25 protein-coding genes are annotated in these 25386 nt (G+C 72.8%); 11 read left to right on the top strand and 14 right to left on the bottom strand.

What is annotated here, in order from left to right:
• Positions 1 to 419: 419 nt before the first annotated feature.
• On the top strand, positions 420 to 1283 hold the full coding sequence (locus tag OGH68_RS03590; RefSeq protein ID WP_264241849.1) for a response regulator transcription factor: 864 nt from the start codon (positions 420 to 422) through the stop codon (positions 1281 to 1283).
• Here the strand turns inward: OGH68_RS03590 and OGH68_RS03585 are convergent.
• From OGH68_RS03585 to OGH68_RS03530, 12 genes are all read right to left on the bottom strand, one after another.
• Positions 1274 to 2761, bottom strand: coding sequence for a YcaO-like family protein (locus OGH68_RS03585; protein WP_264241848.1), 1488 nt, complete (start codon positions 2759 to 2761; stop codon positions 1274 to 1276). The genes OGH68_RS03590 and OGH68_RS03585 overlap by 10 nt on opposite strands.
• A complete protein-coding gene (locus tag OGH68_RS03580; RefSeq protein WP_264241847.1) occupies positions 2758 to 3543 on the bottom strand; it encodes an ABC transporter permease in 786 nt (261 codons plus the stop codon). Before OGH68_RS03580 ends, OGH68_RS03585 begins: the two co-directional genes overlap by 4 nt.
• A complete protein-coding gene (locus OGH68_RS03575) occupies positions 3536 to 4543 on the bottom strand; it encodes an ABC transporter ATP-binding protein (RefSeq protein WP_264241846.1) in 1008 nt (335 codons plus the stop codon). The genes OGH68_RS03580 and OGH68_RS03575 overlap by 8 nt, the downstream gene beginning before the upstream one ends.
• Positions 4540 to 5934, bottom strand: coding sequence for a hypothetical protein (locus OGH68_RS03570; protein ID WP_264241845.1), 1395 nt, complete (start codon positions 5932 to 5934; stop codon positions 4540 to 4542). The genes OGH68_RS03575 and OGH68_RS03570 overlap by 4 nt, the downstream gene beginning before the upstream one ends.
• Entirely contained in the window at positions 5882 to 6910 is a 1029-nt protein-coding gene (locus tag OGH68_RS03565; RefSeq protein WP_264241844.1) for a CPBP family intramembrane glutamic endopeptidase, read from the bottom strand. Before OGH68_RS03565 ends, OGH68_RS03570 begins: the two co-directional genes overlap by 53 nt.
• 4 nt (positions 6911 to 6914) lie before the next feature.
• Entirely contained in the window at positions 6915 to 7817 is a 903-nt protein-coding gene (locus OGH68_RS03560; protein WP_264241843.1) for a SagB/ThcOx family dehydrogenase, read from the bottom strand.
• Positions 7814 to 8656, bottom strand: a complete 843-nt coding sequence (locus tag OGH68_RS03555) for a hypothetical protein (protein WP_264241842.1) — start codon at positions 8654 to 8656, stop codon at positions 7814 to 7816. Before OGH68_RS03555 ends, OGH68_RS03560 begins: the two co-directional genes overlap by 4 nt.
• Before the next feature lie 21 nt (positions 8657 to 8677).
• Entirely contained in the window at positions 8678 to 9712 is a 1035-nt protein-coding gene (locus tag OGH68_RS03550) for a TOMM precursor leader peptide-binding protein (RefSeq protein WP_264241841.1), read from the bottom strand.
• 527 nt (positions 9713 to 10239) lie between these two features.
• The gene (locus tag OGH68_RS03545) at positions 10240 to 10902 is read right to left on the bottom strand and encodes a DNA-binding response regulator (RefSeq protein WP_264241840.1); all 663 of its coding nucleotides are present in this window, start codon (positions 10900 to 10902) and stop codon (positions 10240 to 10242) included.
• Positions 10890 to 12038 carry a sensor histidine kinase gene (locus OGH68_RS03540; protein ID WP_264241839.1) on the bottom strand — a complete coding sequence of 383 codons (1149 nt, stop codon included), beginning with the start codon at positions 12036 to 12038 and terminating at the stop codon, positions 10890 to 10892. The genes OGH68_RS03545 and OGH68_RS03540 overlap by 13 nt, the downstream gene beginning before the upstream one ends.
• 112 nt (positions 12039 to 12150) lie before the next feature.
• Positions 12151 to 13719: an SDR family oxidoreductase gene (locus OGH68_RS03535; RefSeq protein ID WP_264241838.1), complete on the bottom strand. Its 1569-nt coding sequence runs from the start codon at positions 13717 to 13719 to the stop codon at positions 12151 to 12153.
• A gap of 160 nt (positions 13720 to 13879) precedes the next feature.
• Complete coding sequence (locus OGH68_RS03530) at positions 13880 to 15415, bottom strand: PH domain-containing protein (protein ID WP_264241837.1); 1536 nt, start codon at positions 15413 to 15415, stop codon at positions 13880 to 13882.
• Positions 15416 to 15617: 202 nt separating this feature from the next.
• On the opposite strand from OGH68_RS03530, the gene OGH68_RS03525 reads away from it, so the two are divergent.
• From OGH68_RS03525 to OGH68_RS03495, 7 genes are all read left to right on the top strand, one after another.
• Positions 15618 to 16094 (top strand): DUF6153 family protein, encoded by a 477-nt coding sequence (locus tag OGH68_RS03525; protein ID WP_264241836.1) that lies wholly within the window; start codon positions 15618 to 15620, stop codon positions 16092 to 16094.
• Between the two features lie 88 nt (positions 16095 to 16182).
• Positions 16183 to 16827: a DUF305 domain-containing protein gene (locus tag OGH68_RS03520; RefSeq protein ID WP_264241835.1), complete on the top strand. Its 645-nt coding sequence runs from the start codon at positions 16183 to 16185 to the stop codon at positions 16825 to 16827.
• Positions 16828 to 16935: 108 nt separating this feature from the next.
• On the top strand, positions 16936 to 17838 hold the full coding sequence (locus OGH68_RS03515) for a F510_1955 family glycosylhydrolase (protein WP_264241834.1): 903 nt from the start codon (positions 16936 to 16938) through the stop codon (positions 17836 to 17838).
• 188 nt (positions 17839 to 18026) lie between these two features.
• Positions 18027 to 18452 carry a hypothetical protein gene (locus OGH68_RS03510; RefSeq protein WP_264241833.1) on the top strand — a complete coding sequence of 142 codons (426 nt, stop codon included), beginning with the start codon at positions 18027 to 18029 and terminating at the stop codon, positions 18450 to 18452.
• A 425-nt stretch (positions 18453 to 18877) separates the two neighbouring features.
• Positions 18878 to 20005 carry a PLP-dependent cysteine synthase family protein gene (locus OGH68_RS03505; protein WP_264241832.1) on the top strand — a complete coding sequence of 376 codons (1128 nt, stop codon included), beginning with the start codon at positions 18878 to 18880 and terminating at the stop codon, positions 20003 to 20005.
• Entirely contained in the window at positions 20002 to 21303 is a 1302-nt protein-coding gene (locus OGH68_RS03500) for an MFS transporter (RefSeq protein ID WP_264241831.1), read from the top strand. Before OGH68_RS03505 ends, OGH68_RS03500 begins: the two co-directional genes overlap by 4 nt.
• A 116-nt stretch (positions 21304 to 21419) precedes the next feature.
• Positions 21420 to 21698 (top strand): heavy-metal-associated domain-containing protein, encoded by a 279-nt coding sequence (locus OGH68_RS03495; RefSeq protein WP_264241830.1) that lies wholly within the window; start codon positions 21420 to 21422, stop codon positions 21696 to 21698.
• Positions 21699 to 21766: 68 nt separating this feature from the next.
• On the opposite strand, the gene OGH68_RS03490 is transcribed toward OGH68_RS03495, so the two are convergent.
• Both OGH68_RS03490 and OGH68_RS03485 read right to left on the bottom strand, forming a co-directional pair.
• A complete protein-coding gene (locus OGH68_RS03490) occupies positions 21767 to 22276 on the bottom strand; it encodes a nucleoside deaminase (RefSeq protein WP_264241829.1) in 510 nt (169 codons plus the stop codon).
• A gap of 368 nt (positions 22277 to 22644) precedes the next feature.
• On the bottom strand, positions 22645 to 23220 hold the full coding sequence (locus OGH68_RS03485; protein ID WP_264241828.1) for a TetR/AcrR family transcriptional regulator: 576 nt from the start codon (positions 23218 to 23220) through the stop codon (positions 22645 to 22647).
• A gap of 276 nt (positions 23221 to 23496) precedes the next feature.
• Here OGH68_RS03485 and OGH68_RS03480 point away from each other — a divergent pair, with 276 nt between their 5' ends.
• From OGH68_RS03480 to OGH68_RS03470, 3 genes are all read left to right on the top strand, one after another.
• Positions 23497 to 24009 (top strand): hypothetical protein, encoded by a 513-nt coding sequence (locus tag OGH68_RS03480; RefSeq protein ID WP_264249887.1) that lies wholly within the window; start codon positions 23497 to 23499, stop codon positions 24007 to 24009.
• Between the two features lie 89 nt (positions 24010 to 24098).
• A complete protein-coding gene (locus tag OGH68_RS03475) occupies positions 24099 to 24467 on the top strand; it encodes a BlaI/MecI/CopY family transcriptional regulator (RefSeq protein ID WP_264241827.1) in 369 nt (122 codons plus the stop codon).
• Positions 24464 to 25375: a M56 family metallopeptidase gene (locus OGH68_RS03470; RefSeq protein WP_264241826.1), complete on the top strand. Its 912-nt coding sequence runs from the start codon at positions 24464 to 24466 to the stop codon at positions 25373 to 25375. The genes OGH68_RS03475 and OGH68_RS03470 overlap by 4 nt, the downstream gene beginning before the upstream one ends.
• Positions 25376 to 25386: the final 11 nt, after the last annotated feature.

The following is a 25386-nucleotide window of genomic DNA, read 5'->3' as shown; positions in this document are numbered from 1 at the left end:
CGCACGACGCCGATGATTGTGCCTGTGTCGGCGTCCGTATGGTCGCGCACCGCAGACCGTACAGCTACGAGAACACGCAGAGCGCTCCCGCCTGACAAGAATTCGAAATCCGCGGCGATACGGGCCCTCGGTGCACGGCGGCCCGCCGCCGTGCACCGCAGCGGCTCCGGGGCCGGCGCCGCTCCGCCCGGCCGCGCCGTGTAAACCCCCCTGAACAGCCGGGGCCCTGCTGCCCGCCTCGTTCTTGACCCTCGTCCGGGGGCTGGCGAATACTCGCAGACGCCCGCTCATACGAGCGAATAGGCGTATGGCCATCCATGGATGGCGAATTGGCGTGCTTCCGGCGAACGGGATGAAACGGTGGCCCCCGACCGAGGCCGGCCGTCCCGCGTCGGAAGAACCTTACGAGGGGGAAGCCGATGCAGAGCAATTCGGAGACGAGCCGTCCGTGTCACGTCGATACGCACCACGCACACCAGCACCCGGAGCACCCGGAGCAGTTGCTCGGCCGGTTGCGTACCGCACTTGACAGTCTGGACGGTCTCACCGACGCCCTCTCCGCGATGGTGCCGCCCTGTTGCGACGGGCGCGGAGAGGCCCACCGCACAGCTGCGGCAGGTGGTGACGACGTATTCGCCGCGCTGCGCGCGGCGGCGCGATTCGAACTGCTGGAGGCACGCCCCGCTCTGCCGGCCGGCCGCGTCTCCGGCACGGACGCCCACCACCGCCTGATCGTCGGCCTCCCGGCGGGGGACAGTCCGGGCGCGGCCGCCCGGCTGGCCGCCGTGACCGGCCGCGGGGCCCTCGTACGCACCGTCGCTCTGCTGCCCCTGCACATCGCCGTCGCCGACCGGGAACGCGTCGCGGTCGCGCTGGAACTCGGCGGCGGCCCCATGGTGGTGCACACGACCAGAGCGACCGGGACCGCCCGGGACGTGGCACGCCGGTTCCTCGAGGACTGGTGGCCCAGGGCCCGGCCGTGCGCACCGGGGTTCCCCGCCTCCCGGGGTGCGCTGACCGGGACCGAGGCCGCCGTCATCGACGGACTCGCGCAGGGTCTGACCGACGAGAGCGTCGCCCGCCGGGTCGGCGTCACCCCGCGCACGGTGCGCCGGCACGTCGCCGCCGTCTCCGAACGCTTCGGCGCCGCCTCGCGGCTCCAGCTCGGACTGATCCTCGGCCGCGCGACCGCACCCGCAACACCCGCCCCGGCGGCCGGCGGCCCGTCCCCGGCGCGCGCCGCCGCGCCGCCGCCCGGCTCCCCGGTGCCGGTTCAGGGATAGGGCAGGGGGTTGGTGTTGAGATCCTCGAACGTCAGCGGCCGCTCCCGCCGGCCCGCCTCGAAGGGCACCCGGCCGTACCGCGGGTTGCCGAGCCCCGGGGCCTGCGGCGGGTACGGCGGGCTCAGTTCCGGCATCACCACCTTCATCAGGCTGGTGTGCCGGAACTGCGGCAGAGAGAAGTCGAACGCGATCGGGTCCCAGCCGCGCTCCGCGAGCAGCCCCATCAGCGCGTCCCAGCGCCGTTCGGGCGCCTCACCGGCCCGGCGCCGGGGCAGCTCGGACAACGGGATCTCCTCACCGCCGTCGTAGAACCAGGAGACCCGGTCCCGGTTCTCCTCGAAACCGTAGAACGGGATGACCTGGATGTAGTTGGTGAAGTCCGCGGCCTGCGCGTCCTTGCCGATGGCGAACTGACGGCCGAAGGCCTCGGTGAACTCCCAGTCCGGAGTGGCCAGCGAGATGCGCAGGCTCCGCTCGGCCTGGGAGTACTCGGTCAGTGCCGACAGCATCGCCTCCTCCGTGTCGTCGCTGACACCGCCGCCCGCGAAGTAGCTGTATCGGCGCAGCCACCCGTCCCGCTCGACCGCCGTGAGCACCGGGTAGTCGTGCAGGTCGAGATTGTGCAGATAGAAGCCGATCTCGCCGGGCTGTTCCCCGGCCGTCTCCAGCAGCCGTCGCAGCGCCCGGTTCTTCAGCGGCCGGTCGATCACGACCCGGTCGAGCGGGACGCCCCCGTACCACCGCAGATTCACCGCGTCGCGCTCGAACAGCTCCAGCACGCCGTGCCACAGTGCGTCGCGCCGGCTGATGTGGCTGGCCAGGCCACCGCTCGGGGCGAGACCGATCATCGGCTCGTCGGGACCGTGCAGATAGAAGAGCATCACCAACTGCGCCGGGACGTAGACCTCCTCGCCCGAGCGCAGCCGGTGCCCGGCGATCCAGCCCAGCTCGGTGTCCTCCGTCCACGCCTCGTACAGCGGGTCGGTGGCCAGCTGCTCCGGCGCGAAGACGGGGAACTCCTCCGGATGCAGGCACGGTATCCCCTTGCCCGTCAGCGTCCGGTACGAGCCGTTCAGGATCCGGTCCATGTACGTCAGGTAGGCCAGCGAACCGAGCACACGCTCCACCGCCTCGCCCACCGACGACGCCGTGGTGCCGAACAGGTCGTGGCCCTTGCCTCCGCCGTACACCTGGCCGCCGAACCCGGTGCTGAGACCGGGCAGCTCCAGCAGCCTGGACATCACATGGTCCAGGTCGAAGTACTGCCCGTGCGCCACGTACATCGGCTTGCCCAGCCCGGAACGGAAGTACGTGGTGAAGGTGCGCAGAGGGCCGTGCGGGTGGTAGTGGTCGAGGACCTCGTTGATCGCGCCGAACTCCACGTCGTTCAGCGACGGTTTGAGCAGCCGGTCCCGGTGGTTGAGCCATTCGCTGTGCAGCGTCGGCGTACGGGCGCCGGCAGGGGGCGGTGTGCTCATCGGGTTCCCTCCCAGGTGGATTTGGTACGGGCGATCCGGACGATGACCCCGGCCGCGACCAGCACCAGCGCCAGCTCCGGGAGTTCGGCGGCCATCGGCCGGCCCAGATAGGCGTCGACGGCCGCGTCGATGACCGGTGTCATGGGGTTGACGGCGGTGAGCGCCTGGAGCCAGCCGGGGAACGAGTCGCGCGGGATCGCCGCGCCCGACCCGAGGAACAGGACGAAGAACAGCCCGGTCCCGATGATCTGCACGCTCCGCGCGGGCAGATCGAGGCTGCCGAGCAGCACCCCGGTGGCGAACGTGAACGCCAGACCGACCAGCACCGCGAGTGCGAACTGCGCGGGCGAGGCCAGCAGCACCCCGTAGGAGGCCGCGACCACGGCCAGCAGCGCCCCGGTGGCCAGCGCGAACATCAGGAGCCCCACCACCACCTGCGACAGCCAGAACCACCACATCGGCACCGGCGCCAGCCGGTACCGGCGCAGAACCCCGCTGGCCCGGCACTCGGCGATGTTGATGGCGACGCCGAGCACCCCCAGGTTCACCGCGATGGTGACCACGATGTGCGCCACGTACTCGTCGATGTAGCGCACCCCGTCGCTGCTCTCCGTGCCGTACGCCACACCCAGGAACAGCAGCATCGCCATCGGAAAGACCAGGGTGAAGAACACGGCCGCGGGTTCCCTCAGGAACAGCAGCATCTCGATGCGGCACAGCCGTCGCAGCCCCCGCGGCGCTCGGTGCGCCGGGGGGACGACCGGTGCCGGAGGGTCAGTCACGCTCATAGGGCGTCCCCGTCCGGGTCAGATAGAGGTCCTCGAGGTCGGTGGGTCCGGTGGAGAGCGCGGCGAGGACCAGGCGTACGTCGTCCCGGGCGGGATCGCCCGGCCGGGGCGGGGCGTCCAGGTACGCACGCAGTCCGGCCACCGCCTTCTCGGCGAAGCCGTCCCCGCCGTACGCGTAGTGGGTGCCGGCGACCACCCGGGAGGCGGCCCAGCCCGGCACCCGGCGCAGCACCTCCTGGGTCCAGGGCCGGTCGGGCAGACGGACGCGGGTGGTGAGGCCCGCGGCGCCGAGCAGTTCGCCGACCGGGCCCTCGGCCGCGATCCGGCCCCTGTCGAGCACGTAGACCCGGTGGCAGCGGTTCTGCGCCTCGTGCAGATCGTGCGTGGCCAGCAGGACGGCCGTCCGGGATCCGGTGAGCTGTTCCAGCACGCCCCACATCTCCAGCCGGGCATGGGGGTCCAGGCCCGTCGTCGGCTCGTCCAGGAGCAGGACCGGCGGCCTGCCCAGCAGCGCCAGGGCGAGGGTGAGCCGGCGCTTCTGCCCACCGGAGAGCCGCCGGTAGAACACCCTGCGCTGCGCGGTCAGCCCGATCCGCTCCAGCAGGTCCGCGGGGTCCCACGGCTCGTCGTAGAAGCCGGCGAACAGGTCCAGCGCCTCGCCCACGCGTAGCCGCTCGGCGAGGCTGGACTCCTGCAACTGCGCGCCGAACGCGAGGTGGTAGGCGGCAGGACCCGCCTCGCGCGTCAGCCCGGAGACGGTGACCGTGCCGCTGTCGGGCCGGCGGATCCCCTCCACGCACTCCAGGAACGTGGTCTTGCCGGCCCCGTTGGGGCCCACCAGTCCCACGATCTCGCCCTGGCGGACGTGCACGGAGACCCCTTTGAGCACCGCCTTGTCGCCGTAGCTCTTGTACACGCCGGCCGCGTCGAGCAGCACGCGGCCGCCGGACGGGGCCGGCGGGGCCGGTCGGCGGGACGTCTCGTTCGTCGTCATGGACGCGTCTCCTGTGGGTCGCGGGGACCTGGTCGTGGGGGACCGCTGTGCGGGCGGACCGCGCCCTTCGGCGGACCGGTGGGCGACGGGGACAGGGCGTCGGCCGGCCACGGCCCCGCGAGCGTCCGCAGCGCGGGCGGCAGCGCCGCGAGGGCGGGCGGCGCCTCCAGGTCGCCCTCCAGCGCCAGCACGCCGGTGGCCCAAGGGGTGATCGCCTGCGACCGGCCGGTGAGCGTGTCGAAGGCGCCGCCCGTCGCGGCGGTCAGCACGGTCCGGCGCGGCAGCCCGGCCTGCTCCCACCAGGACAGTTCGTCGTACAGCCCGTAGCCGGGCACCAGGGCCACGCCGAGGGCGTCACTGCCCGGCAGCAGCGTCACCCCGCTCGCGTGGGCGGTCGCCAGCGCCTCCAGCAGGAACGCCCAGCCGTCGTCGAACTCCTCGCGGGCAGCGCCCTTCAGGTGCTCGAAGCCGAAGTGGTCGCGAGCGTACCGGCGTCCGAAGACCATGCCGGGCCCGCGCATGTCCAGCAGGTACTGGTGGAACGGCGCCATCGGAACCAGCCGGTCCAGCCGGGGCTCGGCCACCGCCTCGTCCAGCAGGGCCGACCTGCGCCAGGAGTGCAGCAGCGGCAGGAGCGCCACCTCGTGCGCGGCCAGCACCCGCAGCCGCTCGGCGGCCGCGTGCCGCACCGCCGGATCGGCGAACGCCCGCACCACCGCCGCCGGCCCCCGACCTCCGCCCCGGCCCTGCCCGGCCGGTCCGAGAAGACAGCGAGGCAGGTCGCGCACGACGCGCACCCCGGCTCTCGCCGCCTCGACGGCGTCGGCCCGCCCCGGCTGGTGCGTCACACCCATCCCGTGCTCCCGCGCCGCGGCCACCACCTCGCCGAGGAGACGGGCGTCCAGCGAGGGGCCGGTGGCGACCATGTACGCCCCGTCCGCCGCGAGCCCCTCGACGGCGCGCCGGGCGGCCGGCGCATCGCGCACCAGCCGCGTCGCCGTCGCGGCGAGGGGCGGGGCGTCGAGAACCGGCCCGGTCCACAGCAGTGAGGGGCCGCCCCCTGCGCCGAGTTCGGCCAGGGCCGCGCACGGCTCGGTGTGACCGCCGACGGCGAGGACCACACCGACGCCGGCCTCGGCGGCCAGCTCCAGGCAGGCGCGGTGCGGTGCGAGGGCGTCGCCGTCGATCATGCGGTTGAAGTAGCCGGTCACCCGGGCGCAGACGTCGACCGGGCCCGGCAGCAGCGCGCCGTGCCGCTGCACGGGGTGGCCCGCGGGCGGAGGGGTGCCCCCCGCGCCCCAGTCGGCCACCCGTCCGTCGGTCACCAGGACCCAACCGTCAGGGGACCATCGGCGGCCGTCGCACAGCAGTGGAGCCGTGTGCACCGTCATCGCGTGTCCCTCCTTCCGGGATGTCGCGGGCCTTGCGGCGCGCCATGCGCCGACAGGCCAGGAACTGGAACACCAGATGTGCGGTCAGGGCCGGCAGCAGCGTCCCGGCGAGGACCGCTGACGCACCCCACACCAGACCGTGCGCAGCCTTGGCCGGTACGGCCCGCAAACCGAACGAGGCGTGGTGCGCCCCGAACAACAGGGCCTGGAGCACGAGCGCGGCCCCGAGCGGCACCGCCTCCCGCAGCCCCGTGAGCAGGTAGCCGCGGAACAGCACCTCCTCCGCGACGGCAGTGACGAACCCGAGCGCGAAAAGGGCCCGGGGGCTGCCGGCCCACGCTCCTGCCGCCCGCATCCCGGCGGTCCCGCCGCGCTCGGGCCGCCGCGCGTCCCCGTTCCCCTGAGGAACGGTCCCCCGGCCGGCCGCTGCCGCCGAGCGCTTGTCCTGCGGGTCGGTCGCTCCCGGCGAGTCCCCGTTCTCCGGGCCGGCGCCTGTCGTCCACGGCCTGCCCCTCGGGACGGCGGCCCCGGTCGCCGACGGCACGTCCCTGCGGACGGCCGCCGACGCGGCGGGGCTGCCCCCGGGCCGGACCGCCGGGTCCCCGGTGCCCGGCGGTCCGGAACCTCTTCGGGCCAACGCCCTCTCGGCCCAGACCAGTTCCCCGAGGTAGCCGACAGCCCCCGCCACGGCCCCGCCGGCCACCGCCGCGCCGATCAGCACGCTGCCGCCCGTCCCGAGCGGCTCGGCGGTCCACAGGCCCAGCGCGCGCGGATCGAAACCGGCCAGCGAGGCGGCGACGAGCGCCGCCGCCGCCACGACCCCGGCGTACAGCACGGGCGCGAGCCGCTCGACGGTCCGGCGCGGCGCCCGGCCGTCGGCCGCGGGCCGCCCGTAGCGCATGCCGACCGCGATCACCGCGCCGAGGACCAGCGCGAACACCGGCAGGACCGCGACGACCAGCAGCAGTCGCCCCATCCGGTCACCGTCCGGCGGGCAGGCCGCAGGCGAACATCAGCGAGACGAACGCGTCCCGGCCGTCCAGCCGCAGCAGATCGTTGGCCGCGTCGTCGTCGAATGCCGCCACCGCGCACGTGTTCAGCCCCAGAGCGGTCGCCACCAGGTACAGGTTCTGGGTGAGCACGCCCAGGTCCACATGGACGAAGCGGTAGGACCGCACGCCGTACTTCCAGTCGACGCGGGACATGTCGACCGCCAGGAACAGCACGGCGGGCGCGTGGAACAGCCAGTCGGCGGCGATCCCGGCCTCGGCGACCTTGGCGCGCATGTTGCCCGTGTCGACGCGCACGAGTTCCGGTGCGGACGGGCGGTAGCAGTACAGGCCCTGCGTCAATTCGTCGACCGCGTTCGCCACGACGTACAGATCGATCGGGGCGAGTCCGCCCGCCGACGGGGCCCGGCGCACCGGGAAGTCACGCACGTTGTAGCCGGGCCGGTGGCCGCGGACACCGGCGGCCTGCTCCAACAGGGTGGCCAGGACGGCGAACTCCATCGGCCGGGCGGCGAACGTGGTGCTGGAGTGCCGCTGTTCGATCGCGTCGGCGAGCGTGATGTCCGGCAGCGCGCGGGGCGCCGGCAACGGGACGGCCGGCAGGCCCGCCGACGGGGGCTCGGCGGGGCGCGGGCGCGCCGCCTGGAGCGCCCTGGGGTCGATCATGTCGTCGCAGACGCCCGACCGCAGCCGGCGGTGCAGCAGGTCGCGCAGCCGCAGCGGCGGGTCCTCCGGCTCGGCGGCCGCGCCGTCGAGCAGGCTGCGGACGGCGGGCAGATCGCAGGCGCGAGTGCCGAGTGCCGCCGCCAGTTCCTCGTCGCCCGGCCGCTCCCGGGCCTGGAGGATCTGCGGTACCTCGGGAGCGGTGGTCATGCGGAACCTCCGGTGTCGGGGCGCGCCGCCCGGTGCTCCTCCTCGGGAGCGGCCGGGCGCAGGGCCACCACCGCCAGGGCCGAGCGCTCCAGGCCGTCGCAGTGGAGCAGGGTGTCGAGTTCGTCGTCGTAGAAGTCCGTGACGGGCAGCGGGGCGTAGCCCGACTGCCGGGCGAGCCCGCACACCACGTCGGTCAGGACGCCCGCGTCCATAAGCATGCGGCGGTATCCGCGCGGACCGCGGGCGAGCATGCTGCGCCAGGGCACGCCCGTGACGACGACGGCGGCCTCGCTTTCGCGCAGGGCGTCGGCCGCGGGCAGGTCGGCCATGACCGGGGCGAGCGCTGCCGGGCCGTCCAGCCGGCGCTCCACCCACAGGGCGTCCTCACCCGGCTGCTGGCGGCACAGCGCGTCCGCCGCGACGACCATCAGGTCGCAGCTGTAGAGCAGGGTCGCCAGTCGGCCGCCGGCGCCGAACGGGGCGCACAACTCGCCAAGACCGCAAGGGAGTTCACTGTGCGGACGCCGCACCTGGTTCGAGGGGCCGGTGAAGTCCTCCGGCCGGTGGCGTCCGCACGTGGTGAAGTACCAGCCGCGTACGCCCTCCTGCTCGGCTTCGGTCAGGCGGTCGTCGGGACGGTGTCTCGACAGCCGGCTGTTGAGGTGGAACAGCTCGGCGACGTCGTCCTGCGCGGGGGCGACGCGGTTGACGAACCCGGCGGCCTTGCCCGGCGCGAGTTCGACGACGTTGGGGGAGGGGATGAGGGTCTGCTCCAGCGTCCGCCGAAGCAGGTGGTCGAGCCCCGGCGTGCGGACCGAGGTGGTGTTGACGGATGACATGGGTGCCGTCTCCTCGCGGGACTAGAGGAAGGGGTGCCGGAAGGAGGGCCGGTGCTCCGTGCAGACCGGACACCTCGGCAGCCGCAGCACGTGCTCCTGGGTGATCTCCAGCCGCTCGAAGTCGACCCTGATCGCGCGGCCCACCAGGAAGCTCGCGCCGTCGACGAGGAACGGTGCGATGCCGATCGCCGCCCAGGACGCTCCGATGGCCGCGTACGGGCCGAGCAGCGGAGGGATGTCGTCGGCGCTGCGGCGCGCGAGCTCCTCGCTGTACAGCTGGTACTCGCCGCGCAGTGCCCGCGAGGACTCGTGCTGGATCTCGTGCTCGTTGTAGCAGGGCGACTCTCCGGGCACGACCAGCGGGCCGATGATCAGCTCGCTGCCGTCGGCGTACACCGGCAGCCAGGGGCGGCCCGCCGCCACCGCCGCACGGTTGATCCGGTGCAGCAAGGAGGGGCGGAAGCCGTCGAGGGCGAGGACGACGAGATCGGATCCGTCCAGCAGGTCCGCGAGCCGCTCGTCGTCGATGTCCGCGCCCTCCGGCGCGCCGGCGGAGTCGGCGGACAGGACGGGGACCTCGCCGACGCCGAGCCCGGTGAGCTGCGTGGTGAGCTGCGCTCCGACGGCGCCCTGGCCCACCACGGCCACCGACGTCGCGGCCAGCGGGCGCACCGGCCGTCCGCCGACGATGCTGCGGTACATGGTGAAGGTGGAGGAGCCTTCCGCCACCAGTACACCCTCGTCCGCCAACTGATCGACCAGCGCGGTCAGTTCGTCCGCTCCGGCCCGGTCGGCGAAGGTCTCCAGGACTTCGCCGGGCACTTGCGGGACGGCGAACTCCCGCAGCAGCGGCCCCAGGACGCGGTGTCGGCCGTCGTCGCGCAGTACCCGCGAGTAGCGCGAACGAGCACCGTGGCGCAGCAGCACCTCGTCGTCGGTGCACTGCACCAGGGTCAGGTACGGGTTGCGCACGAGCCGGTCCCCGGTCTGCTGCGGCGCACCGTCCGCCGGCGTCGGGGATGCGGCCGGCACGCCGCCGTCGAGCGTTTCTGTCACGGGTTCTCCTCGGTGGACTGCTGCGGATGCGGGGCAACCGCCGGGTCCGGCGGGGGCCGGACCCGGCGGCCTGGCACTAGAGCAGCTTCTGCGCGACCGTGCAGTGGCAGTGGCAGCACCAACCGCCCGGCGCGACCGTCGCGTCCGCCGAGAAGTACTTCTCCTCGATCTTGTCGATGATCCGGAGCATGGGACACCTCCTCTCCCGGTTCTGCGATGCCGGTGGTTCGCGGACCGGTCCGCGAACCACCGGCACCGATGGACGCCCCGAACCTAAGGAGCAGTCCGGGCCGGGACAACGCTTCTTCTGCGTCCTGAAGCGGCGATGACCTGTGGCGGACGCGGCCGCGCACCCGAAGGCCGCCGCCCGGCGGTACGCCGCGGCGCACCTGGAGCCTGCGGCCCCGGACGCGGCTGGCCCGCTCGGCGTGGCGGGCGTGCGCCCGGCGGAGCCGGCGGCGAGGCGGTGCCCGGACCCGGCGGCCCCCGGACTGCGGCCCGGCGGCGCGCGGCCGGCGGCGGTGTGCTCAGGCGCCGCCGTCGCCGAGGCCGTCCTCACGCACCCGGGCGGCGAGGTCGATCTTCGTGTACGCGGGCCGCCCTGCCTGCTGATACTTGTACTTGACCCGGTCAAGGTAGTACTTGGCCGTGTGCGGACTGATGCCCGCCCGCCGTGCCGTGCTCTTGAGGGTGAGACCGGAGGCGTAGTCGAGCAGGACCTCGCGCTCCTTGGGGGACAGCGGGGGCCGGCCGGGGCTGGAGTCGTGCGCCCAGGCGAACGCGAGTTCCGCCGAGTGCGCCGTTCCGCCGCTCGCCACCACCGTCACCGCTTCCGCGAGGGCGTCCAGGTCCTGGTCCTTGGTCAGATAGCCGTCCGCGCCCGCCGCGACCGCCGAGACGATCCGGGCCCGGTCCGCCACCGTGCTGATGATCAGCACCCGGCAGCCCGCCGCACGGAGGCGGCGGATGTTGGCTGCCGGGTCCGAGCCGTCCTTGAGCAGCAGGTCGAGCAGCACGACGTCGGCGGACGGCTCCTCGCCGTTCGCAGCGTGGCCGGGCGCCATCAGTTCGTCGACACTGGACACTGCCGCCACCAGTTCCATCCCGGGTGCCGTCGCCAGCCAGAACCGCAGGCTGCCCAGCAGCATCCGGTCGTCGTCCACGACGGCGATCCTGATCACCGCGGCCATCGCAGCTCCACGACGGTGCCCTCGCCGGGCGCGCTGTCCACCTCCGCCCGGCCGCCGGCCTCCCGCATCCGGGCGTGCACCGACTGCGCCAGCCCCAGGTGACCGGCCGTGTCCCCGTCCCCCGGGGCGAAGCCGGCCCCCTGGTCGACGATCCTCACCGCGACACCGTCGCCGTGCCCGGCGGCGGTGAGGAACGCATGCCCCGTCCCGGCATGCCGCTGCACGTTGTTGAGCGCTTCGCCGACCGCGTCGGCCAGTGCCGCGACGACTTCGCGCGGCAGCACGGGCAGCTCGTGGTACTGGGCCGTCACCTTGAGCTCCAGGTCCTCCGCGGCCCGCACGGCGCCCTCCAGTGCGGCGCCGAGGCCCGGCACGGGCCCCTCCTCGTCGTCGCTGCGCTGGATCAGCCGGCGCAGGTACGCCGCCTCCCGTGAACAACGCGCCCGGACGCGCTCCGAGTTGGCGTCGACACCACCACGGGCGATGGTGGTCAGTGTGGCGAGCACCGTGTCGTGCAGGACCCGGTGGTGGGCCATCCGCTCTGCGTACCGCACCCGTTCCGCCTCGGACGCCATCGCCTGCTCGGTCGCCGCGTCGAGCAGGTTTCCCTGCCGGCGCACGTACCACCACAGCACCCAGGCGATTGCCGCGGAGGACAGCACGGAGTTGGTGTGCCCGACGACGACGGCCGCCCCTGCGCCGGTCATGCGGTAGCCGATGACGTGGGTTCCGGCGATCAGCGTGATCGCGCCCGCCGCGGGCCACCGGCCCAGCCCGACAGCGGCCAGTGCACTGGACGATCCGCCCAGCAGCATCGCCCAGCCGATGGCCGGAGTGTCCTGCGCGCCCGCCCAGAAGTACGAGGCGAACGGCAGCGCGCACCCCACGACCAGCACGTCGGCCACGACGGCCGGCCGGCGGAACCAGCCTCCCGACCGCGCGGGGGCGAAGGCGAGCACGCTGCACCCGACGGCCGCCGACATGAGCAGCCAGCTCGCCGGACGGCCGTGCGCGCTGCGCACCACACCGGTGAGACCGACCACGAGGTGGCTGGTTCGGTACAGCAGCGTCGCCAGCACGAGAAACGACTGCGCGCGCTGGAGCCCCGAGCCGATCCGCACCTGATGTCCCTCCATGACGACCGGATGTCATCAGATCACCGTCATGTCGGACCCCGCTCTGGTGTTGTCGGAACAAGGCAGCAAAGTGGCGTGAATTGACTGATTCCATGATGCGGAACGGAGCCCGCTACCGCCGGAGCCTTCGTTCGCGGAGCCTGTGCCGGACGCTGCCGGCGTGCGACGCCCTCCCGCGTGCGCTCATGCCCTTGGCGGCCTGGGCGATGTTGCGGGCCATGCCGCCGAAGACGACGGCGTGGAACGGGGAGACGGCCCACCAGTAGGCGTGTCCCAGCAGACCGCGTGGGTGGAACAGGGCGCGCTGCCGGTAACGGGTGCGGCCCTCCGCGTCCGTCTCGACGTACATCTCCAGCCACGCCAGGCCCGGCAGCCGCATCTCCGCCCGCAGCCGCAGCAGGTGAACGGGCTCGATCTCCTCGACCCGCCAGAAGTCCAGTGAATCGCCGACCCGCAGGCGCTCGGCGTCACGGCGTCCACGGCGCAGACCGACACCGCCGACGAACCGGTCCAGCCAGCCGCGGACCGCCCAGGCCGGCGGGAAGGAGTACCAGCCGTTGTCGCCGCCGATGCCCTCGACCACCTTCCACAGCGCCTCCCCGGACGCGTCGACCGGCAGTTGTCGCTCGTCCTGGTAGAGGCTGCCGCCGGCCCAGACCGGGTCGGTGGGCAGCGGATCACTCGGCGCCCCCGGTACGGCGGCGGACGACCAGCGCGTGGCGACCTGCGCCTCCCGCACCCTGCGCAGCGCCAGGGCCAGCGCCTCGTCGAACGGCAGCGGCCGGCCCTGCGGGTCGGGCACGTACCGGGCGATGTCGTGCTCGTGACAGACGACCTCATGACGCAAGGACTCGGTCAGCGGCCGGGCGATGGAGGCGGGCACGGGAGTGACGAGACCGACCCAGTGGCTGGACAACCCCGGGGTGAGAACCGGCACCGGTACGATGATCCGCCGCCGCAGTCCGGCGACGACGGCGTAACGGCGCATCATGTCCCGGTAGGTCAGGACGTCCGGGCCGCCGATGTCGAAGGCACGGTCGACGTCGTCCGGCATGGTGGCCGAGCCGACGAGGTAGCGCAGCACGTCGCCCACCCCGACCGGCTGCGTGCGGGTGTGCACCCAGCTGGGCGTGACCATGACGGGCAGCCGCTCGGTGAGATACCGCAGCATCTCGAAGGACGCCGACCCGGAGCCGATGACGACCGCCGCCCGGAGCACGGTGGCGGGCACGGGGCCGTCGAGGAAGATGCGCCCGACCTCGGCACGGGAGCGCAGGTGGGGCGAGAGCGAGTCCTCGGGCACGCCGCGCGGGGTGAGTCCGCCGAGATAGACGATCCGGCGTACCCCGGCGGCGTGCGCCTGCTCGGCGAAGGTCCGGGCCGCGCGGCGGTCGGTGTCCTCGAACCCGGAGCCGGAACCGAGAGCGTGCACCAGGTAGAACGCGACGTCGATGCCGCGCATGGCCGCGGCGACCGACCCGGCATCCGTCACGTCGCCGCGCACCGCCTCGGCGGCCGCCGCCCAGGGATGGTCACGCAGCTTGCCCGGGGAACGCACCAGGCAACGGACCCGGTGCCCGGCCTCCAGCAGCTCCGGTACCAGGCGCCCGCCGATGTACCCGGACGCTCCGGTGACCAGGCAGTGCAGCCGCTCCTCGTTCCGCTGTCCGTCCGTGTCCACGCGAGTCCTCCACACGCTCGATACGACGCTGCTGCCGCGTCCGTTCGATCATGGCCGCGACAGCGTCACCGTGCCTGTCGCGGCGACGCGGCCGGCCCGCCGTCACGAGGAAACGGGAACGGCCGGGCTCCGTCGCCACCTCGACCGCCACGCGGGCCGGTCACGGCTCGGGCGTCGCCGAACGGTCCAGCTCGCGCGTGATGCGGGTCAGGTCGGCGGGGGCGGCCGCGAGGCGGACCGGCGTACCCGCGTCGTCGAGTTCGGCGATGTGCCAGCCCCGGGGAACGGCGTCGCCGTCGCTGCCCCGGACACGTCGCACGTCCTTGACGGCGAGCCGCTCCACCGGGATCGGTTTCGCCGCGAACCGGCCCGGGCCGGAGTGGGGTGTCACCGCGGGCGGGCCGCCTCCGAGGACGATGTGGGTGCCGAAGCCGTTCGGGTTGTAGTCGGTGGACTCGAGGAAGCGGGCGGCCAGGAACACATCCTCCCCGGGGGACTCGCGCGTCGCTCCGGTCGCCGCGGCGGTTTCGGGCGTACGGATGCGGGTGGCGCGCCAGGCCCAGGCGAAGAGGCCCAGCGTGGCCAGCGAGCCCGTGGCCGCCCATGCGACGGTCACCGGGGAGTCGAGCACGGTCATGGGGTGGAGGAAGCTGAGCGGCAGCAGCCACAGCGCCGTGCCGACGAGCGCGCCCGCGAACGGAAGAGCCGACGGGAGGACCTCGTCGTCGGGCAGCCGGCGCCCGCGGCGGCGCAGCAGCACCTTGGCGCCGGGATAGCCCGCGGCGAGGGCGCACGCCGCGGCGACGACCGCGATGTCGCCGGCGCCGGGGAAGTGCTCGCGCCACACGTGGTGCTCTCCGGTGATCTCCCTCACCTCGCGGCGCCAGACGGTCAGTTCGACGCTGTCGCCGGGCTGGAACCCCCGGGCTCCCTCCCGCGAGACGGAGAGCCGGTCCAGGGGCTCGTCGTCGGCGAAGTACACCCAGCTGCGCTGCTTTCCGCTTCCCACCTCGATCCGCTCGATCACCGCCGGCACGGTGGTCAGGCACTCGCCGCGCTCCGCGGCGGGCGTCCGGGCGGTGCACGGGGTCGCCGACCGCCACGCCTGCTTCTCCGATTCGGCGATCGGCACGAACAACGCCGCCAGGCCCGCGCCGGCGAGCAGCAGCACGCACAGGCCCAGCGACACGGCCGAGCCGCGCCCGGCGGTGCGGTACGAGATGACGGGGAGGTGGCTCGACTCCGGGGCTCCGTGCCGGCGGTGCAGTGCGCGGAGCGCGTCCAGCTTCGCGTCGAAGTCCGGTCGGTCGTCGACGGACCCGCTCATCGGCAGGGACAGCCGCCGCTTGCGTCCGTCGCGCAGTACCACGCTGACGCGACGGATCTCCTGATTGCGCCCGTACTGCATGTACACGCGAAGGTCGGCGATGTTGTGCCACGGCATGCTCCAGCGGCGCAGCAGTGTCCGGTTGTGGAGCCCGCGGGCATCGGCGCTCACCCGTGCGGTGGCCCCGTGGAGGCACGCCACGCCCACCACCGCGGCCGTCAGGCCCACGAACACCCACACGTCCACGAACGCGCCCCAGTACGCCATGCGCACCGTCGCCACACCCGCCCCCGCCGCCCCGAGTCCGACGAGGAACCACAGGGCGCGGTTCTGGAGGGGACGGCAGATCACTTCCCGGGCATCGTTCATGCGCGGAATGCTGCCATCGGCCGGGCTGCGCCTTCTTGTGCAGTGTGCGGCAGCTTTCCGGCCCGCGACATTGCCGAGCGGATACGGCAGGCACCGGCCCGGACCGGAACGAGGCGGGGAAAGTGCCGGCCCGCCCCCGGCCACGCCGCCCTCGCGCGGCCGCCGGTGCGTGCGACGGTGAGGGGCCGTTTAGGATGCCCGCATGAGCCGGCAGCCGCGTCACGGGACCGAGCCCCATGGGCTGCGGGTCCACGTGTTGCTGGTTCTGGCGGTCCTCGCCGGCGTGGTGGCGATGCACGGGCTGGGACCCGTGACCTTCTCGGCCTCGACCGGCACGGCGTCCGTCGCGCCCCATCGGGCGGCGGTGACTGCCGAGATCCCGGCGCATGCCGACACGTCGGCTGAGTGCGACTGCTCGCACGTCGACGACCACGGCCGTGAGGGCGGCGGGCACGCCGAGCACGCCGACGACCACGGCCGTGAGGGCGGCGGGCACGCCGAGCACGCCGACGAGATCTGCGCGGCGAGCGGTACGGGTGCCCCGCCCGCCTTGCCGGCCCCTGCCCCGTCGGGCGTCCTCGCGCCCCCCGCGACGGGCACGCCGAGAGCGGTCCTCGCGGGGACCCCGGACGGCCGGGCGCCGCCGTCGTTGAGTGAACTGCAGCTCCTTCGCATATAGGGCAGCCCCGGTGCGCCCCGGCTCCGAAAGCCGGTGCCGCCGTGCGCCATGCCCGATCTCCCTTGTATGTGACAGGAGCAGTACCACCATGACCGCACACCGTTCCACGATCCGCCGTGCCGCCGCCGTGGCGGCCGCGGCAACAGCCGCCGTCGTACTCGCCGCCTGCGGCGGGGGAGCCGACACCGGGTCCGGCCACAACGGCCACAACGCGTCCGCGTCCGCGTCCGCCGGCGCCTCCGCGTCGGCCCCGGCGAAGCAGGGCGGACACAACGCCGCCGACGTGACCTTCGCGCAGGGGATGATCCCCCACCACCGCCAGGCGGTCGAGATGGCGGACCTGGCGGAGACGCGCGCGGGGTCCGCGGACGTCAAGAAGCTCGCCGCCGAGATCAAGAAGGCCCAGGACCCGGAGATCAAGACCCTGTCCGGATGGCTCACCTCCTGGGGCGAGGACGTCCCGAAGGAGGGCGGGGGCGGCGGCCACGCCGGTCACTCGATGTCCGGGATGATGACGGCCGAGGAAATGACCGAGCTCGAGAAGGCCTCGGGCAAGGCCTTCGACACGGCGTTCCTCGACATGATGGTCAAGCACCACGAAGGCGCCGTCGACATGGCCAGGACCGAACAGGCCGACGGCTCCTACCAGCCGGCCAAGGACATGGCCGGCGACATCATCACCTCGCAGAGCGCCGAGATCACCCGCATGAACGAACTGCTCGGCAAGGACTGAGTGCCGGAGCTTCCCGCGGCGGGGGCGGCTCCTGCCGCCCCCGCCGTTCCTGGTCCGGGGGTCCCACGACCCTCGGGCGACCATTCTCAGAGGATCGGGACCACGTACATGATCACGCTGAACAGGCGTCCCTCCGGGCCGCCCGCCCGCCGACGGCCGGCGGTCGCCGCCCTCATGACCGTCTGTGCGCTGCTTCTCGCGGCCTGCGGTTCCGCGGACGAGGAGCGCCCCGCCGCCGCGCCGGACCCGGGCACCGGGCATCTCCACGGGCTCGGGGTCGATCCGGCCGACGGAACCGTCTACGCCGCCGGGCATCTGGGAGTCTTCCGCCTGGCCGGCTCGAAGGCCGTGCGCGTCGCGGACCGCTTCCAGGACACGATGGGCTTCACCGTCACCGGGCCGCGCACCTTCCTCGCCAGCGGCCATCCTTCGCCCGCCGACCGCACCGCTGCGTCGCCGCATCTGGGCCTGATCCGCAGCACGGACGCGGGCAGCACCTGGACGACCGTGTCCGCGGAAGGGGAGGCGGACTTCCACTCGCTCCAGAAGGCGGGCGAGGTGCTGTACGGGTTCGACAGCCAGAGTTCGCAGGTATGGGTGAGCAGCGACCGGGGCAGCACATGGGACCGCCGAGCACGGTTGCCCGTCGGCGACCTGGCCGCCCATGCCGGCAAGCCGCAGCGGGTGTGGGCGACCACTGCGGACGGCCTGCAGGTCAGCGAGGACGGCGGAGGCACCTTCCGCCCCGTACCCGGTTCCCCGGCGCTGGTGGCGATCGACAGCCCCGAGGACGGCGTCCTGATCGGGATCGGCCCGGACGGCCGGGTGCTGCGAGGCACCGACGGCCGGACCTGGACCGTGAGCGGCCGCCTTCCCCGGGGTGCCGAGCCGACCCTCCTGAGCGCGGTGACCGCCGATCGTCTCCTGGCCGCTGATTCGGCCGACGTGGTCTACGAGTCGAAGGACGGCGGACGGAGCTGGGCCGTGCTGCACCGCCCGAGCCCGGCCTGATGGCAGCGCGGTCCGCACCGCGCCGGCCTCCGGCCCCGTCCGGGTGCCCTTCCGGTCATGGTTGCGAGGCCGCATCCGGGCACCACCAGTGCTTTTGTGCCGGGCGCGCCGGATTCAGGCCAACTGATCAGCCGACGTCGGTGGTTGTCCATGCGGCTGCGAGCGGCGTCAGAGGCTAAGATCACGGCATGGTCACGGCTTCGCCCTTCCGCGTCTCGCGGGCCCGCTCGTCGGCGGGTCCGCTGCGGCTGGTGTGGGTGGCCTTGACGCTGTTCGCCTTCCTGTACGCGCACGGCGTGAGCATGGAAGGCGTCAGCGGTCATCTGGACTCGACCGCAACCCTGTCCGCAGCTGCCGAGACTCATCGAACGGCAGCGCCGGGAGTCCCGCCCATGCAGCACCACGGCGGTGAACACGGCCCTGACCATGTGGTCCAGGAGTGCGTGCCCGGCCAGCCGCAGCAGACTCCGGTGCTGGACGCGCCGATGGCCTCCGCCCTGGTTGCCGAAGCAGCGCCTCTCGTCAGCCGCCCTGCCGCCTGCGGATTCGGTGACGCCGCGTCGGCCAGGCCGCTGCCGAGCGCGACGATAAGAGCCACGATCCTGCAGATCTAGAATTCCGGCCGGCTCCGCGCCGATCCGGTCCCTCCCCGCGCTGATGGGCGGCTTGCCCTCCGGCGCGGGCAGGACGGGTCCCCCCGGCCCGATGCACCAGCGCGTCCGTGTGCGGGCGCGACCGTGTCTGCGGTGTTGCCCCAACCTGCCGTCCCGCCTGCCGACTTGTCCTGACCGGTCTGATCGCCGGACGGTCACCGCCTCCGGCGTGGCAACGGCTGCCGGGCATCCGGGCCGGGGATCCCGCCGCGTCGGCGACGCCGGACCCGTCCGATGCCATGTCTCCGCGCGTTCGCGCCTGTCGCGTTGCCGACCCACGGTTCGGCCGCAGCGCCGTGTCTCCGCCCAGTGCACCCGAGGATCCGGGCGGCGCCGGGCCCAGGCCCGCACCCCGACGCGCCATCAACGAAAGACGAGAGCAAGCGATGCACTCTCCCGATACGACCCGGCCGGTCAAGCCCGGCCACGCAGCCCTGTCCGGCCTGGTCGGCAACACTCCGTTGCTGCGTGTGGGCGAACCTTTCGCCCACGCCGGCCGCGGCTTCTGGGCGAAACTGGAAGGCTTCAACCCCGGCGGCATCAAGGACCGCCCCGCCCTGCACATGGTCGAGCGTGCCCGCGCGCGGGGCGATCTGCTGCCAGGAGCGCGCATCATCGAGTCGACCAGCGGAACGCTCGGGCTCGGACTGGCCCTCGCCGGCATGGTGTACGGCCATCCGGTCACCCTGGTCACCGACCCGGGGCTGGAAATGTCGATGACCCGCCTGCTGACGGCTTACGGGGCGCAGGTCAACGTCGTCTCCGAACCGCATCCGACCGGCGGCTGGCAGCAGGCCCGCCGGGACAGGGTCGCCCAACTGACGGCGCGGGAACCGGATTCCTGGTGCCCGGACCAGTACAACAACCCGGACAACATCTCCGCCTACACCCCACTCGCGCTGGAACTCGCCGCTGAGCTCGGCCACATCGACGTACTGGTGTGCAGTGTCGGCACCGGCGGCCATTCGGCCGGTGTGTCGCGCGTACTTCAGCAGCTGTACCCCGAGCTGAAGCTGGTAGGGGTCGACACGATCGGATCGACGATCTTCGGGCAGCCCGCCCGGCCCCGCTTGATGCGCGGGCTCGGCTCCAGCATCTACCCGCGCAATGTCGCCTACGAGAACTTCTCCGAAGTGCACTGGGTCGCGCCGCCCGAAGCGGTGTGGGCCTGCCGCCGGCTGGCCGCGTCGCACTACGCCACGGGTGGCTGGAGCGTCGGCGCCGTCGCCCTCGTCGCAGGGTGGCTGGCGCGTTCGTCGCCGGCGGACACCCGCATCGCGGCCGTCTTCCCCGACGGGCCGCAGCGATACCTGGGCACCGTGTACGACGACGACTACTGCGCGGCCCACGGCCTTCTCGCCACCGCCCCCGCCGCCGAACCGGAGTTGATCGGACGCCTCGACGAGAAGGAGGTCACTGGCTGGACCCGGTGCACGACGGTGACCGACCCGCTGGCCCTTGCCGGGAGCCGGAACGCCGGCGGCGAGCCGGCCGGCGCGAAGGAGGCCCGGTGAGGAGCACGGTCGCGCAGGTCCGCACGTACCCCCGCAGCGTTCAGCTGTTGATGGTGAACCAGTTCACCATCAACCTCGGCTTCTACATGCTGATGCCGTACCTGGCCGCGCACCTGGCCGGGCCGCTCGGTCTGGCCGGCTGGCTCGTGGGGCTGATTCTCGGGGTGCGGAACTTCAGCCAGCAGGGGATGTTCCTCGTCGGCGGTACGCTCGCGGACCGCTACGGCTACAAGCCCATGATCATCGCCGGTCTCGGGCTGCGGATCGCCGGATTCGCGACGCTCGGGCTGGTCGGCAGTGTGCCGGCGCTGATCGCCGCGTCGGCGGCGACCGGGCTCGCGGGGGCGCTGTTCAACCCGGCTTCCCGCGCCTACCTCGCCGCTGACGCGGGTGAGCGCCGGGTCGAGGCGTTCGCTCTCTTCAATGTCTTCTACCAGGCAGGCATCCTGCTCGGACCGCTGGTGGGCATGGTGCTGACCGGTGTCGACTTCCGTGTCACATGCCTGACTGCGGCCGGTGTTTTCGCGGTACTGAGCATCGTGCAGATCCGCGCCCTGCCCGCGCGACGCGCGGCGGACGGGAACGAACCGGCGGAGCGCAGGAGTGTCCTGGCCCAGTGGCGGGGCATCGTGGCGAACCGGCCGTTCCTGCTGTTCTCGCTCGCCATGGTCGGCTCGTACGTGATGACCTTCCAGGTCTACCTCGCCCTGCCGCTGGAGGTGCAACGCCTGGGTGGAGACGGGGCGTTCGGGACAACGGCGGTCGCGGCACTCTTCGCCGTCTCCGGGCTCAGCACGATCGTCGGCCAGACGAGGGTGACGGCCTGGTGCAAGGCGCGTATGGAACCGGGCCGGGCGCTCGCCCGGGGGCTGCTGACCATGGGCATCGCGTTCGTGCCCTTGCTCCTGGCGACGGCGGTGCCCGTGCCGGACGCCGGCATCGGTCTGTGGCTGCTCGCGGCGGTGCCTCCCGCGCTGTCCGCGCTGCTCCTCGCCGTCGGAACGATGATCGCCTACCCCTTCGAGATGGACACCATCGTCCGCCTGTCCGGCGAACGCCTCGTGGCGACCCACTACGGCCTGTACAACACCATCTGCGGAATCGGGATCACGGTGGGGAACCTGTTGACCGGAGTGGCTCTCGACGCCGCCCGCGCGGCGGGCATGGCCGCCTTGCCGTGGACGGCTCTCGCCCTCCTCGGTCTCGCCTGCGCCACAGCCGTGTACGCGCTGCACCGCACCGGCCGCCTCGAAGCGCCGGCGCGCGCCGCGGGAGCGGCGGCGGCGCCCGCCCGATGACCGCCGAATGCCTTCGGGGCGGGTGGCACGCCCTTGCCAAGGGTACGGGGTGGGGGTATACATGAAGGAGCTGTAGAAGTACCCCCCAGGGGTATACTGTCCCAGTTGGAGGAACCATGTCCTGCTGCACCCCCGACGGAAGCTGCTCCACCGGCGCGGCTGCAGAGGCCGTTGTCGACGGCCGCACCACCGTCTACAACGTCTCCGGTATGACCTGCGGACACTGCAAGGCCACTCTCACGAAGGAGCTCGGTGCCCTCGGCGGCGTGCTGTCCGTCGAGGTCGACCTGAGCACCGGTCAGGTCGCCGTCATCACCTCCGACGAGCCCGACGACGCGCTGTTCGCCAAGGTCGTCGACGATGCCGGCTACGAACTGACCGGCCGGGCCGCCTGAGCCGTCGGGGCGCTGCCGCCGAACCCCGCGACGGGGGTTCGGCGGCAGCGCCATGCCGATCCTCGTCGTCAGTATTCGATGCGGTCGGATCTGGCCAGCCACGCGTCGAACGGCGCCGTGCGGTTCGGCAGGTCCAGGTGCTCGACCTGCATCGGCCACATCGATGCGGGCTTCGTCTCGAACAGGTCGTAGAACCTGCGGTCGTCGAAACCGGCCACCGCGGCATCGTGCCGGTCGGCGGCGTAGACGATCCGGTCGACTCGCGCCCACAGCGCGGAGGAAAGGCACATCGGGCACGGCTCGCAGGAGGTGATCAGGACGCAGCCCTTGAGCGAGAAGGTCCCCAGCTGCTTGCACGCGGCGCGCATCGCGCTCACCTCTGCGTGCGCCGTCGGGTCCAGGGAGGCGGTGACCTGGTTGTTCCCGATCGCGACGACCTCGCCGTCCTTGGCGACCAGTGCGCCGAACGGGCCGCCGCCGTTCGCCACGCTGTCGGTGGCCAGCCTGATCGCCTCGCCCGTCCAGGCGCGCTGAAGCTCCTGGGCGTTCGTTTCCTGGATGTGTGCGGTCACGGTCACTCCATTTCGAGGTGGTGGGGTCTCCCCGGGACGCTCCGCCGGTGCGGAACACCGCACCCGGGGCGACGGGGTGGGGTCCGCGGGCGCCCCTGGGGAGACAGGTCCGAGGAAGTCCACGGCGCTCATCCGTTGATTCGTTGCTGCTTGCAGAGGAGTACACAGCCACCCGAGCGGAACCAGCCAGGCGTAAAAGACATGAAAGCGTCGACAGGCCCTTCGTAGACTTCTACAAGAGCCGGGTTCGGACCTGCGGCGTCGGTCAACCGCTACCGCTCCGGCCGCAGTTCGGGGCCGGGTCGGGCGGGGCCGGGCCGGGAGGGTACCTCGCCGTCCGTGGCGCGAAGCAGCGTACCGCGGAGCCCGGACGGTCAGTGCTCGGGGCGCAGCCCCGCCAGGGTCACGGCCACGAGGCGGCGGACCGCCGCCCTGGAACGCAGCGAGTCGGCCGCGGCGAGCGCGTGCACGCAGTAACCGGCCAGCTCGTCGGCCGCGACGTCGTCGCGCACCTCGCCGGCGTGTGCGCCTTCCGTCAGAAGATCGCGGACAATGCCGCGGAGGTGCTGGTGCGCCATGGCGATGTGCTCGCCCCGGTGAAGCATGGCGGCCAGTTCGTCGCCGTGGCCGTGGCGTTCGTACGCGATCAGTGCGTACGCCTCCATCACCGCCTCGAGTCGCTCCACCGGCGTCCCGGCCCGGTCGCGCACCTCGGCCAGCCGGCTCACATGGGCGGTCACCTGGCGCTCGTGCCAAGCCAGCAGCACGGCTTCGACGTCGGGGAAGTACTTGTAGAGCGTCGCCCGGCCGATGCCGGTCTCCGTGGCGATCCGGGACATCGTCGCCGCTCGGAGGCCGTGTTCCGCGACCAGTTCCGCCGTTGTGTCCAGGATCGCGTCCCGTACCGCGCGGCGGTGCTCCTCGACCGTCTCGTTCCACAGCTTGGGCATTGCCCCAGTATGCGTGCTGCTCCCTACCGAGACGACATGGACAGGACGTAGACAGTGTGTCTCGTAAAATGTTTGAGCAGCGACGCTGCTGAGCACGAGACGGACAGAGACGAGGCCGCACCATGACCGACCCGATTTCCCCCACGAAGCGCCTGACGGGGGCGGCGCACCGCGTTGGGTGAAGGTGCTCGGCGGGGTCGTCCTCGCCGTGGTGGTGCTGTTCGTCGCGATCCACTTCACCGGCGGCGGGATGGTGGGACACACGCCGTGACGACCATGCCCCCGAGCCTGCGCAAGATCGCGCTGACGGCCCATGTGACCTGCTCCGTCGGCTGGATCGGCGCGGTCGCCGTCTTCCTCGCTCTCGCCCTCGCGGGTTTGAACAGCCGCGATCCCGAGACGGTGCGGGCGGCGTACCTCTCGATGGAACTGACCGGGTGGCTCGTGATCGTCCCGCTCTCTCTCGCCTCCCTCGTCACCGGTCTTGTGCAGTCGCTGGGCACGGTGTGGGGGTTGGTGCGCCACTACTGGGTGCTGATCAAGCTGCTGATAACCGTCCTGGCGACCGTGGTGCTGCTGGTCCACATGCAGCCCATCGGTCACATGGCGGACGCGGTCCGGCAGGCGACCCTGTCGGACGGCGAGCTCGGCGGCCTGCGGGTCCAGCTCGTCGCCGACGCGGGTGCCGCACTGGTGGTGCTGCTGGTGGCCGTGGCGCTGTCGGTCTTCAAGCCGCGGGGGACGATTTGCTACGGACGGCGTCGTCTGCGGGAGACGACACCCTCATGAGCCCCGGGCCGGGCGCACTCGGCCGCGGAGCCGGGGAGGGGCGCGCCTAGTATGGAGCCGCAAGGTGTGCTGCGGAAGGAAGACGGGCCATGCGGCGGCTGGGGGAGCTCGAGGCGGAGATCATGGACCGTCTGTGGACGTGGAACCGCCCGGCGACAGTCCGCGAGGTCGTCGACGACATCAACAGGCACCGCCCGGTCGCGTACAGCACGGTGATGACCGTGACCAACATTCTGCACGGCAAGGGTTGGCTGGTGCGCAGCAAGCAGGGCAGGGCCTGGCTGTACACGCCGGTCCGCAGCCGCGAGGCGTATGCCGCCGCCCTCATGGAGGACGGCCTCGGGACCAGCAAGGACCGCCCGGCCGCCCTGATCCACTTCGTCGAGAACATGTCCGAGGACGAAGTGGACGCGCTGCGCAAGGCGCTGCGGACCGTGGAACGGCAGGGCGAGGCGTGAACGCCGCGCCTGCACTGATCGGCTACATGGCGGCCGTCGGCGTCGCGGCGCCCCGGCTGATGCTTCGCAGCACGTGGCCGCATCGGGCGCCGGCTCCGGCGGCAGCGGTGTGGCAGGCGCTCGCTCTCTCGTTCGCGGTCGCCGCGGCTCTCCTCGCCTACAACCTGGCGACACCGACCGAGCACCTCCACGCGGGTTTCATCGGCGTACTCCATGCGTGCGGCCTCCATGCGGGTGCCGGAAGCCCCGACCCGGGTACGGCGGAGCAGTTGGCCGTCGTGCTGCCGGCGGCAGTCATGCTGGCCCTGGCGAGCAGCTTCGTGTTCCACGCCCTGCGCGCCCGCCGCGCGCGTGCCCGGCACCGGGAGACGCTGGACATGGTCGGCTGTCACTCCGACGATCTGCAGGCGACGGTGCTCACGTACGGTGCGCCCGCCGCGTACTGCCTTCCGGGCAGACGCCCCAGGATCGTCGTCAGTGACACGGCAGTTCGCATGCTGTCGCCCGAGCAGCTCCAGGCCGTCCTGGAGCACGAGCGGGCCCATGTGGCCGGACGGCACCATCTCGCCCTGGCGGCTGTGCAGGCCTTCGCGTCGGTGTTCGGCCGACTGCCCCTGGCACGTCACGCCAAGGAGCAGACGGCGCTGCTGCTCGAAATGATCGCGGACGACCGTGCCGTCCGAAGCCAGTCGCACGACGTGTTCGCCTCGGCGATGTACGAGATGGCGGCCGTACGGGCTCCCCGGGGCACGTTCTCGGTCGGGGGCGACAGCGCTGTGATCCGCATGCGCAGGGTCCTGGGACGGCACAGGGCGCCGCACCCCGTGCTCCGCGGCTCGGCGGCGGCCGTGGCGGCACTCGTCCCGCTGCTTCCCCTGCTCCTCGTGTGCCCACCGGGCCTCGGGTGAGCGGACCGGGC

The sequence above is a fragment of the Streptomyces peucetius genome, assembly GCF_025854275.1.
GTDB lineage: Bacteria > Actinomycetota > Actinomycetes > Streptomycetales > Streptomycetaceae > Streptomyces > Streptomyces peucetius_A.
Note: the sequence above shows the minus strand (reverse complement) of the source record. Positions and strands in the feature narration are given on the sequence as shown.